The organism is Mycobacterium sp., from assembly GCF_052143115.1.
Lineage (GTDB): Bacteria > Actinomycetota > Actinomycetes > Mycobacteriales > Mycobacteriaceae > Mycobacterium.
The window spans coordinates 21,571-31,992 of sequence record NZ_JBKQTQ010000313.1; the positions used below are offsets into that span (position 1 = coordinate 21,571).

The 10,422-nt window shown below is 66.5% G+C and carries 7 protein-coding genes and 4 pseudogenes; 7 read left to right on the forward strand and 4 right to left on the reverse strand.

Annotated features, from left to right (window positions below):
- Positions 1 to 10: 10 nt before the first annotated feature.
- Positions 11 to 877: pseudogene (locus tag ACLQI9_RS30915) on the forward strand (SCO6745 family protein).
- A gap of 31 nt (positions 878 to 908) precedes the next feature.
- On the opposite strand, the gene ACLQI9_RS30920 reads toward ACLQI9_RS30915, so the two are convergent.
- Both ACLQI9_RS30920 and ACLQI9_RS30925 read right to left on the reverse strand, forming a co-directional pair.
- Positions 909 to 1,628, reverse strand: coding sequence for an MgtC/SapB family protein (locus tag ACLQI9_RS30920; RefSeq protein WP_442380189.1), 720 nt, complete (start codon positions 1,626 to 1,628; stop codon positions 909 to 911).
- Between the two features lie 72 nt (positions 1,629 to 1,700).
- Entirely contained in the window at positions 1,701 to 3,263 is a 1,563-nt protein-coding gene (locus tag ACLQI9_RS30925) for a glycosyltransferase family 39 protein (RefSeq protein ID WP_442380191.1), read from the reverse strand.
- Positions 3,264 to 3,584: 321 nt separating this feature from the next.
- Here ACLQI9_RS30925 and ACLQI9_RS30930 point away from each other — a divergent pair, with 321 nt between their 5' ends.
- The 5 genes and pseudogenes from ACLQI9_RS30930 to ACLQI9_RS30950 form a co-directional block, all read left to right on the forward strand.
- Entirely contained in the window at positions 3,585 to 4,028 is a 444-nt protein-coding gene (locus tag ACLQI9_RS30930; protein ID WP_442380193.1) for a universal stress protein, read from the forward strand.
- A 15-nt stretch (positions 4,029 to 4,043) separates the two neighbouring features.
- Positions 4,044 to 4,897, forward strand: a pseudogene (locus ACLQI9_RS30935) (SDR family NAD(P)-dependent oxidoreductase).
- Positions 4,845 to 5,339, forward strand: a complete 495-nt coding sequence (locus tag ACLQI9_RS30940) for a nuclear transport factor 2 family protein (protein WP_442380195.1) — start codon at positions 4,845 to 4,847, stop codon at positions 5,337 to 5,339. The pseudogene ACLQI9_RS30935 and the gene ACLQI9_RS30940 overlap by 53 nt, the downstream one beginning before the upstream one ends.
- 20 nt (positions 5,340 to 5,359) lie before the next feature.
- A pseudogene (locus tag ACLQI9_RS30945) lies at positions 5,360 to 5,443 on the forward strand (SDR family NAD(P)-dependent oxidoreductase); the annotation flags it as partial.
- Positions 5,444 to 5,455: 12 nt separating this feature from the next.
- Positions 5,456 to 5,668, forward strand: a pseudogene (locus ACLQI9_RS30950) (SDR family oxidoreductase); the annotation flags it as partial.
- Positions 5,669 to 5,680: 12 nt separating this feature from the next.
- On the opposite strand, the gene ACLQI9_RS30955 reads toward ACLQI9_RS30950, so the two are convergent.
- Both ACLQI9_RS30955 and ACLQI9_RS30960 read right to left on the reverse strand, forming a co-directional pair.
- On the reverse strand, positions 5,681 to 7,195 hold the full coding sequence (locus ACLQI9_RS30955) for an Hsp70 family protein (RefSeq protein ID WP_442380197.1): 1,515 nt from the start codon (positions 7,193 to 7,195) through the stop codon (positions 5,681 to 5,683).
- A gap of 220 nt (positions 7,196 to 7,415) precedes the next feature.
- Positions 7,416 to 8,093 carry an MBL fold metallo-hydrolase gene (locus tag ACLQI9_RS30960; RefSeq protein ID WP_442380199.1) on the reverse strand — a complete coding sequence of 226 codons (678 nt, stop codon included), beginning with the start codon at positions 8,091 to 8,093 and terminating at the stop codon, positions 7,416 to 7,418.
- A gap of 111 nt (positions 8,094 to 8,204) precedes the next feature.
- Between ACLQI9_RS30960 and uvrA the strand changes: the two genes are divergently transcribed.
- Positions 8,205 to 10,422, forward strand: a 2,218-nt coding sequence (gene uvrA / locus ACLQI9_RS30965; protein WP_442392714.1) for an excinuclease ABC subunit UvrA, incomplete at its 3' end; no start/stop codon positions are given.

Here is a 10,422-nt window from a genome sequence, read left to right on the forward strand (position 1 = left end):
GTCTCAGTTCGTGGACGCCTTCGCCGCCGGCCGGCTCACCCGCACGTTGGACACGTTGCACTCGGTTGTTTACTTCGCGCCCGAGGCGGATGAGAAGTTCGGCGAACTCGGATTAGATTCCCGCACGCACTATTTCGCCAGCCGATCGGCGCCGATGGGCGCCGTGTCGGCGAACGTCGCCGCGGCGACGTTCTACAACTTCAACCCACGATTGGTGGCGCGGGCAATCCCGGCTGCTTGGGAACTGGCCTCGCCTTCGGCGGTGACCAGGGTGCGCTACCAGCTGGTCGCTTCGGCCCTGCCTCGGTGCTCGGTGAACGACTCAGCGGCTCAACGGAAGTAGTGCGCGCCGCGACGCTGTTGCGTGGCGTCGCGGATTCCATCCCCAACGCCGACGGCAGGCCGCTGTATGCCGGCCACGCTGAGTTGCCCTGGCCGGAGAGCCCGGTCGTCACACTTTGGCATGCGATCACGTTGTTACGTGAACACCGCGGCGACGGCCATATCACTGCGCTGGTAACCCACGGGCTCAGCGGCTTGGAGGCGCTAATCACCCATGCTGCAACCGGAATCGGCTTCAATGCGGAGTATGCTCGTCGGCTGCGCGGCTGGAGCCACGACGAGTGGAACGCGGCCAGCGACGGCCTAATCTCGCGGGGCATTCTGGATACTGACGGCGAGCTGACAACAACCGGTACCGAGTTGCGGTCGACGATCGAAGACCTCACCGATGAACTGGGCTATCCGCCGTGGCGAACGCTATCCGCTGAGCAGGTCGACGAATTGGGGGGTTTCGCCAAGACGATTCGTGGCGCTACAAGCCGCGGGTATCTTTCCCGCCGCAGCATTCGGCCCGCGGTACGGTCAGCCTCGCTAGCGGTCGAGCCAGGCTGGTAGGCACTGCGGCGTCAGTCCGGCTCTTCGTCAGCCGGAAGCACCGCGGACACGCCGTCGACATCGGCGAGCACTTGTGCCGCGTTGATGATCTTGGCCCCCGACAACGTCATCGTTACCCCGACCTGATCCCGTTCGTAATCGTGCGGGTCCGCATCGAGTTCGGTGAGGTGCCATTTGCGCTGCCCGCAGACTTGCAGCAGCTGCCGTAATACGCCCCGGCCGCTTTCGTAGATGACGTGCAGCCGCACGGACCCGCGCAGCCTCGCAGTGAGCTGCCGCTCCACCGCATTGAAAGCGAGTGCGCTGACGAAGTGCAATGCTACGACCACGGCGGCCAGCAACAGCAGGCCGGCGCCGGCCACCATGCCGATCGCGGCCGATTCCCACACCGCTGCCGCGGTGGTGAGCCCGTGCACCGCCCCGCGTCGAGTGATGATGATCCCCGCGCCCAAAAAGCCGATGCCTGAGACGATTTGGGCGGCAACCCGGGACGGATCCAGCTCGATCGTTTGCGCGGACAGCACGTCGCCGAACCCGTATTTACTGATCAACAGGATCAATGCTGACGAGGTGCCGACGATGGTCTGGGTTCGCAATCCAGCGACCTTGCCCTGGATGGTGCGTTCCAGCCCGATGAGTGTCGTCAGCCCGAACGCGACGAAAAGTTCGATGAGGTGTCGGCTGCCCTGCGCAGTGCCGGCCAACAGCGGGTCCGCAAGCCAGATTTGCATATTCGTCAAGCTAGTCCGCGCGCGATGCATCGGCGAACGCCTGGGCGGCGCGTTGCTGCGACTGCCCAGCGTTCAGCGGGTCGACTTAATAACCTGGGTGCGGTGGAATTGCCAGCGCTCGACGATGCGAAACCCAACCAGGCTCGGCGTCACGTACGCGGGCGCGCGTCGCAGCACCCGCCCCGGCGGCAGCGAATTCCCGCTTTGGTGATCCGGCAGTGTCGTGTCATGACTGGAAATCGTCCATAGCGTGGTGCATTTGTACAGCCGACCTGTCACCAGCCATACCGCCACGTGGCCGTCCCAGAGAGTGCCGCGCTCGGATCCGCGCAGACCACGGCCGATGTCAATCAATGGCCGGAAGGCCGCCGGACGGGCCGCAAGCAGCGCACGGATCGGCCCGGGTAGCCAACTCACCGTGTTGTCGACCAACAGGCAATCCCCGGGTGCGGCATGGGCGCTGATGAGGTCAGCGACATCGCTGTAGTCCCAGCCTTCATTGGCATAGCGCTGCCGTTGGGACAGAAGATAATTCGGGAAGCCCGCGACGGCGAGCAACACCAGGACCGCGGCGATCCACCGCGGTTGACGGGCAACCGCGACGATGCAGACGGCTACTACCACCGCCATCGCAGGTGCGGTGAAGAACATATATCGCGGGTAGTAGAAGGGCTCGGTGAGCGCCGAGTAGATCAGGCTGACGGTGGGAGGCACGACAAGCCATGCCGCGCAAGCCGTTAGCAGCCGGCGGGTATCGGCATCGCATTCCCATCGGCCGGTCGACCGAAATGCGAGCGCGGTCAACAAAATGACCGCTGTCAGGATCGCGAACGGGACGCTGTTGTCGAAAAACTGGTGTTGCAGAACGTCGATCACGCTGTGCCAACTGAGCCGTGAGATCCAGCCGACCTGAAATCTCTGGCCATGCGCGAAAATCATGAACGGCGCCATGATCGCCACCGCCGCCGCCGAGGCCGCGGCCCAACGGATCACGACGGATTTGCGGCCCCCGATCACCGGCACGATCACGGCGTAGGCCGGCACCAGCAACACCAGGTAGACGTTGAGCAGTATCGACAGCAGCAGGGCCACCGCGTAGAGCAGCCACAGCCACCCCCTGTTTCGCCGTATCGCGGTAACCAGCAACACGGTCAGCCAGATTGCGGCGACCGCCGTGAGTCCGTAGGAGCGGCCCTCGACGCCGGCCCAGGTCACACGCGGCAGTATCGAGAAAACGACCCCCGCGCAGACCGCGGTGGTGCGCGACGAGAACTGCTTGGCGAAGACCACGGTGCCGGCGGCCGCGGCTCCAATCGCCAGGCAGCTGGGAACCCGGGACCAGAATTCGGTCTGCGGAAAGACCGCGAACCAACCGTGCATCAGCAGGTAGAACAGGCCGTGCACGGCGTCGATGTGGCCGAGCAACCGCCACAGGTCAGGCAACGAACGGCTCGCCGAAGCGGAAATCGTCGCGCTCTCGTCGAACCACAGCGACGGCCGGCTCGCCCCGGCGCCGCCGATAACTGCGGCCAGCAACGCGACTGCAAGCGGGTCAAGCAGCCTGCCGCGGCGCTGCGGAGGCGAGTAGCTCGCGGCGACAGCCGTCTTAGTCTCGTCGATTATCGGCGTGATCATGATGTGTGTCACTGTAAGGGCTCTGTGGTGAATCTGATTACCCGTCCGGCATGGTCATCAGCCGCTCCGCTGACCGGTACCGACGCCGACGAACTGACTCGTCGCGGTGTAGTTCAGGCAAATAGCCTGCGCGTCAAAGGATTTAACCGGTATTAGCTACTCGTCGATGGCCTTGCCGGCGGGATTGCCGTCCGGCAGCGCCGCGCGGCCGCTCGGCACGGCCGGATCGCCACTACGTCGGCGTGTCTCAAATCGGGCCATTGGATCAGGCAAAGCGATACTGTCTTGGGTTGGCGTAGCAACCAACACCTGGGAGGGTAAATGAGCGCCTATCGGACCGTGGTGGTAGGAACCGACGGCTCGGACTCGTCGCTGCGCGCGGTGGACCGGGCAGGCACCATCGCCGGGGCGAACGCCAAGCTGATCGTAGCGTCGGCGTACTTGCCCCAGCCCGACGATCCTCACGCCGCCGACGCGCTGAGGGGCGAAAGCTACAAGACGCATGGCGCTGCGCCGATCTACGCGATCCTGCAGGAGGCCAGGGAGCGGGCCCACGCCGCCGGTGCCAAGAACGTCGAAGAACGCTCAATTGTCGGCGCCCCGGTTGACGCGCTGGTCGGGCTCGCAGAAGACGTCGGCGCCGATCTCCTCGTCGTCGGTAACGTCGGCCTGAGCACGATTGCGGGCCGGCTACTGGGATCGGTGCCCGCCAACGTCTCGCGCCGGGCCAAGGTCGACGTGCTGATCGTGCACACGACCACATAAGCGCTCGTCAGCCCGGTGGTCGATACCGCGAAGTACGGGCCGTGGGCGCTCATCGCCAGGGGGGCTCGGAGGGTGTCGGCGCCGAGTTTGCGCAGCTTCTCGCCGAAGCGGGTTTGAACCTGGTGCTTGCTGCCCGCAAGGCTGACCCGCTGGAGCAGACCGCCGATCGCTGCCGCCGACACGGTGGCGAGGTCCGTACCGTGCAGGCCGACCTGAGCGACCCCGCCGCCTGCACTCGCATCGCGGCAGCGACCTCCGGGCTCGAAGTGGGCCTGTTGATCCTGGTGGCGGGTGCAAATACGCACAGTCATGGGTTCCTCGTCGGCGATCTGGCCGAATTTCGGCACGTCATCGATCTCAATCTCTCGACACCGTTAGCGCTGGTGCACCACTACGGACAGGCGATGCGCGCCAGGCGGCGATGCGGCATCGTGTTGCTCGGGTCGCTCGCCGGCTACCTGGGATCGGCGCGTCAGACCGTCTACGGCGGCGTCAAGGCGTTCACGAGGATCTTCGCCGAAGGACTCTGGTTGGAGCTGCGCGACCACGGAGTCGACGTGCTGGAGCTGGTCCTCGGCGTCACCAGGACACCGGCGATGGAACGGGCCGGCTTGAACTTCGACGCACCCGGGATTGTCGTCGCCGAGCCCGCTGACGTGGCACGTGAGGGGTTGGAGTGGTTGGGCCGCAGCCCGGTGCATGTTGTCAGCGGCAACGAGGCGACTGTGGCCGCGCGCAACGACCCTCACCGGGCTGGGGCCGTTCTCGCCGCTCATCGCACCATGCAGAGGCTTTTGCACGCGGAGAGGAAGCGGGATGACGGTAGAGGAGCGACTCGCCGCGCTGGAACAACGGCTGCGCCGGGCTGAAGACGAGCTGGCCATCGCTCGCCTGATGGCGTCCTACGGACCGCTGGCAGACGCCGGAGACGCCGACGCGGTCGCCGGGCTGTGGGCAGAAGACGGCGAATACGACGTCGACGGCTGGCACATGCGCAGCCGGGCCGATGTTGCCGAGATGGTGCGATCACCGGCCCACCAAGGGCTGATCAGCGGCGGTTCTGCCCATTTCCTGGGCCCGGTGCACATCGACGTCGACGGCGACGAGGCCGTGGCGGTGTGCGAGTCGATTCTGGTTCGGCACAACGCGGACGGCAGCGGTTACCGGGTCTGGCGCGCCGGCGCTAACCACGTCGAGCTGCGACGGACGGCGGCGGGGTGGCGGATCGTCAAACGCACCACCCGAGCGCTGGACGGCGCAGCCAAGGCGCGGGACCTGCTGGTGGCGGGCGTACTGGGACGGCGCCCGTGACCGGCCAGTTGGCAGGCAAGGTGGCGCTGATCACTGGGGCCGGGGCCGGCATCGGCGAAGCCATCGCGCGGCGGTTCGCCGAGGAGGGCGCCAGCGTTGTGGTGGCCGAACGCATGCGCGTGCTCGGCGACAATCCCGACGTCGCCGCGTTCGCCGACGCGATGAATCCGATGGGCCGGATCGGAGATCCGTACCTCGATATCGCCCGCGTTGCGCTGTTCCTGGCCGGCGAGGGCTGCCGCTACCTCACCGGCAACACGCTGTTCGTCGACGGCGGAAGCCACATCAACGGGGTGGCCTGGACGCCCGATCTCGACGCCGCGCCGTGACAGGCGCTCACATCACGCGGTGGCGAGGTCGTGGCGGGCCAAGCGAAATGTTCGGGTCAGCCGCTCCGGGCGCGTCGTGAGCGTCACCTCCACCGCTCCAGAGGGCGTGACGACGTAGCGTTCCTCGACATCCGGGCCGCCGTCGCGTCGCCGCACCGGCTGGCGCTGTAGGTCCCCGTCGTCGTCGAGATCCGGATCGAATGGGAAGAAGACCGGGTCATACGGCGTCACGTCGCCATCGGGCCGGCCGTCGCGCAGCCGACTGCACTCTACGAAGCGAAAATGTCCGATGTTGTGCGCCGCACGGTAGGTCCGGGTGACGATGAACGGCGGCTGGCCCGCGGCGGGCAACTGGGCGCCTTTGGGCACGATCGGATCGAAGCAGACATCCTCGCCGGCGAGCGCTTCGCGAAAGACCCCGAAGTGTCGTGAAAGACGTTCGGACAGAGCAAATCCCGCTTCTTTGTCGAGGAAGGCCGCCAGGCCGATCGCGGTCGCCGCGAACGGGTGCAGTGAACGTTTGACGCGTTTCTCGTCGTACACGCTGCGCAGCATCCGGGCGACGAGCGGGAAGCCGCCGCCGCCTCCGACCACATAGATGCCAGCCACCTCGGACCAGTCGATGTCGTCGCCGTCCGGGTCGTGCAGCACGCGGGAGATAACGCCAACCGTCTTCTCGATGAGCGGTGCGCAGACCGCGTAGACGTCATCGATTGCGCAGGAAAACGGCGGCTTGCTGACCGCGGACAGGTCCACCAGGAATCGGCGGGTGTTGGGCCCGACGGCTTCCTTGCGGACCGCGCATTCCTCCAGCAGCAGATCGTGCGTGTCGGCGTCCAGCTTGCGCAGCCGAGCGCCCTTACGAACGAGCTTGAGGATCGTCTCATCGAAGTCGTCGCCGCCGAGGCGCTGGATGCCCTCGCTGACGACGACCTCGTTCAATCGCCCCGTCATCTTCAGCAGCGACGCGTCGAACGTTCCGCCGCCGAGGTCGTAGATCAGCACGTACTCGCGCTTGGCGGTAATCGTCGAACGGTAGCGGTGGGCGTATTCGAAGCCGGCCGCGGACGGCTCGTTGAGCAGGGCGATCACCTCGAAGCCGGCCTGTGCGAAGGCGTCCAGCGTCAGGAAGCGCTGCGCGCTGGACGCGTTGGCCGGCACACTGATCGCGGCTTCGACACGCTCACCCGGCGCCATTTCGGCGTTCGAACGGGTCTGCAGGTCGCCCTTGAGCTGGGCAAGAAAGCCCACGAACAGGTCGGCCAGCGGATAGCAGCGCCCAGCCAGCTCCACCGTCGTTCTCGGCCCGCCGTCGCTGAGCAAGCGTTTGAACGACCGCAGCACCGACCAGCCCGGGTCGCGACGGACGGCGGCCGCGTCCAACCCGAAGCGCAATTCGCCGGCGTCGTTGGCAGCGATGATCGACGGCCAGGTGTCGACCCCATCGAATGACACGACGGGATAGTTGCCCCGGTCGACGACCGCCGCGACCGTATGCGTTGTGCCGAAGTCGATTCCCACCCTCATCGCGCTGAGTTTAGGCCCCGCTGAACGGATTTCGCGGCGCTTTCGCCCAGCAGCCGCGACCGCTGACCACACGCCAAGGTGCCCCGGCCCGTCAACCGGCCCGGGGCATCATCTCAGCCCGGGAATCGCACCGTTGCAGCCGTACCACGTGTTCAGCCGCGAGCTGCTCGGTGATCAGCCTGATTCGATCAGATCGGAAAACTCGTCAACGGGCCGCTGTTCACCAACCCCGCTCGCGCCAGTCCGCAAGGTTGGGGCGCTCGGCGCCCAAGGTGGTGTCGTCACCGTGACCGGGATAGACGACGGTGGAGTCGCCGTAGACATCAAACACCCGGGTGGTGACGTCGTCGAGTAGCTGGGTGAAGTCGCCGGGCTGCCACGTCTTGCCGACGCCGCCCGGGAACAGGCAGTCGCCGGTGAAGAGCTGGGTGACTCCGCCTGTGGCGGCACCATCGAGGGCCAGCGCGACCGATCCGGGCGTATGCCCGCGCAAATGGATGACGTCGAACGTCAGCTCGCCGATTTGCACGGTGTCGCCGCCCGCCAGCAGGCGGTCCGGCTTGACCGGCAGCGGGTCGGCGTCGATCTCATGCGCGGCGGTCGGGGCGCCGGTGGCGTGCGCCAACGCTTCCAGCGCCTGCCAGTGGTCGAAATGCTGGTGGCTGGTGACGATCAGGGACACCTTCGGGGCGTGGTTGCGCACCAGATCGATGAGAACGTCGGGGTCATTGGCGGCGTCGATCAGCAGCGTTTCCCCGGTCGCGGAACACGTCACCAGGTAGGCGTTGTTGTCCATGGGGCCGACTGACGCTTTCACGATCGATACGCCCGGAAGGGTGCGTTTTGCGGCGGTACCGGGTTCGACGTGCCCGGTGTAGTTGTCGTCCAGGGCGGTCATGAGAGTCACGGTACTGGCCGAGAGCGGGTTGTCGGTATGGGCACATAGCATGGGGATGACGTGTGTGATGCGCCGTCCGTCATGACTGCACAATGACCCGGAAGGGAGCCGGTGGCTGACCGCCTGATTGTCAAGGGTGCGCGTGAGCACAACCTGCGCAGCGTCGACCTCGACTTGCCGCGCGACGCGCTGATCGTCTTCACCGGGCTGTCCGGTTCAGGCAAGTCGTCGCTGGCGTTTGACACCATCTTCGCCGAGGGCCAGCGCCGTTACGTGGAATCGCTATCGGCCTACGCCCGACAGTTTTTGGGGCAGATGGACAAGCCCGACGTCGACTTCATCGAGGGGCTGTCGCCGGCGGTGTCCATCGACCAGAAGTCGACGAACCGCAACCCGCGGTCGACGGTCGGGACGATCACCGAGGTGTACGACTACCTGCGACTGCTGTACGCGCGCGCGGGCACTCCGCACTGCCCGGTCTGTGGTGAGCGGATCGCCCGCCAGACGCCGCAGCAGATCGTCGATCAGGTGTTGGCGATGCCGGAAGGCACCCGATTCCAGGTGCTTGCACCGGTGGTGCGCACCCGGAAGGGCGAGTTCGCCGACCTGTTCGAGAAACTCAACGCCCAGGGCTACAGCCGGGTGCGGGTCGACGGCGTCGTGCATTCGCTGACCGATCCGCCCAAGCTGAAGAAGCAGGAAAAGCACGACATTGAGGTGGTGGTGGACCGCCTGACGGTCAAGCTCACCGCCAAGCAGCGGCTCACCGATTCGGTGGAAACCGCGCTGAACCTGGCTGACGGCATCGTGGTGCTCGAGTTCGTCGATCACGAGCACGACGCCCACAACCGGGAACAGCGCTTCTCCGAGAAACTGGCCTGCCCCAACGGGCACGCGCTGGCGGTCGACGACCTGGAACCGCGGTCGTTCTCGTTCAACTCACCCTACGGCGCCTGCCCCGAGTGCACCGGCCTGGGCATCCGCAAGGAGGTCGACCCCGACCTGGTGGTGCCCGACCCCGACCGCACGCTGGCCGAGGGCGCGGTGGCGCCCTGGTCGACGGGCCACACCGCGGAGTACTTCACCCGCATGATGGCCGGGCTCGGCGACGAGCTGGGATTCGACGTCGACACGCCATGGCGCAAACTGCCCGCCAAGGCCCGCAAGGCCATCCTCGAGGGATCCGACCACCAGGTGCACGTGCGCTACCGCAACCGGTACGGCCGCACCCGGTCCTACTACGCCGATTTCGAGGGCGTGCTGGCGTTCCTGCAGCGCAAGATGACGCAGACCGAATCCGAGCAGATGAAGGAACGCTACGAAGGCTTCATGCGGGACGTGCCCTGCCCGGTGTGTGAGGGCACCCGCCTCAAGCCGGAGATCCTGGCCGTCACGCTGGCCGCGGGGCGGCACGGCAAGAAGTCCATCGCCGAAGTGTCCGAGCTGTCGATCTCGGATTGCTCGGATTTCCTCAACGCGCTCACGCTCGGTGCGCGCGAGCAGGCGATCGCCGGGCAGGTGCTCAAGGAAATCCAGTCGCGGCTCGGGTTCTTGCTCGACGTCGGGCTGGACTATCTGTCGCTGTCGCGCGCGGCGGCCACGCTGTCCGGCGGTGAGGCCCAACGCATCCGGCTGGCGACCCAGATCGGCTCCGGCCTGGTGGGCGTGCTCTACGTGCTCGACGAGCCATCCATCGGGCTGCACCAGCGTGACAACCGTCGGCTCATCGAAACCCTCACCCGCTTAAGGGATCTGGGTAACACGCTGATCGTGGTCGAGCACGACGAGGACACCATCGCGCACGCCGACTGGATCGTCGACATCGGTCCGGGGGCCGGCGAGCACGGCGGCGAGATCGTGCACAGCGGAACCTACGCCGAGCTGCTGGCCAACAAGGATTCGATCACCGGCGCCTACCTGTCGGGCAAGGAGAGCATCGAGATCCCCGCGATCCGGCGGCCCGCCGACCGGCGGCGCCAACTCATCGTCGTCGGCGCGCGCGAGCACAACCTGCGCGGCATCGACGTGTCCTTCCCGCTCGGTGTGCTCACTTCGGTGACAGGCGTCTCCGGATCCGGCAAGTCGACGCTGGTCAACGACATCCTGGCCGCGGTGCTGGCCAACCGGCTCAACGGCGCGCGGCAAGTCCCGGGTCGCCATACCCGGGTCACCGGGTTGGACCACCTGGACAAGCTGGTGCGTGTCGACCAGTCGCCGATCGGCCGCACGCCGAGGTCCAACCCGGCCACCTACACCGGGGTGTTCGACAAGATCCGCACCCTGTTCGCGGCCACCACCGAGGCCAAAGTGCGTGGGTATCAACCGGGCC

Bases quoted from the DNA above. Each gene is read 5' to 3' on its own strand.
- ACLQI9_RS30925 (WP_442380191.1), bottom strand. From the start codon at position 3,263: ATGATCACGCCGATAATCGACGAGACTAAGACGGCTGTCGCCGCGAGC.
- ACLQI9_RS30930 (WP_442380193.1), top strand. From the start codon at position 3,585: ATGAGCGCCTATCGGACCGTGGTGGTAGGAACCGACGGCTCGGACTCG.
- ACLQI9_RS30940 (WP_442380195.1), top strand. From the start codon at position 4,845: ATGACGGTAGAGGAGCGACTCGCCGCGCTGGAACAACGGCTGCGCCGG.
- ACLQI9_RS30955 (WP_442380197.1), bottom strand. From the start codon at position 7,195: ATGAGGGTGGGAATCGACTTCGGCACAACGCATACGGTCGCGGCGGTC.
- ACLQI9_RS30920 (WP_442380189.1), bottom strand. From the start codon at position 1,628: ATGCAAATCTGGCTTGCGGACCCGCTGTTGGCCGGCACTGCGCAGGGC.
- ACLQI9_RS30960 (WP_442380199.1), bottom strand. From the start codon at position 8,093: ATGACCGCCCTGGACGACAACTACACCGGGCACGTCGAACCCGGTACC.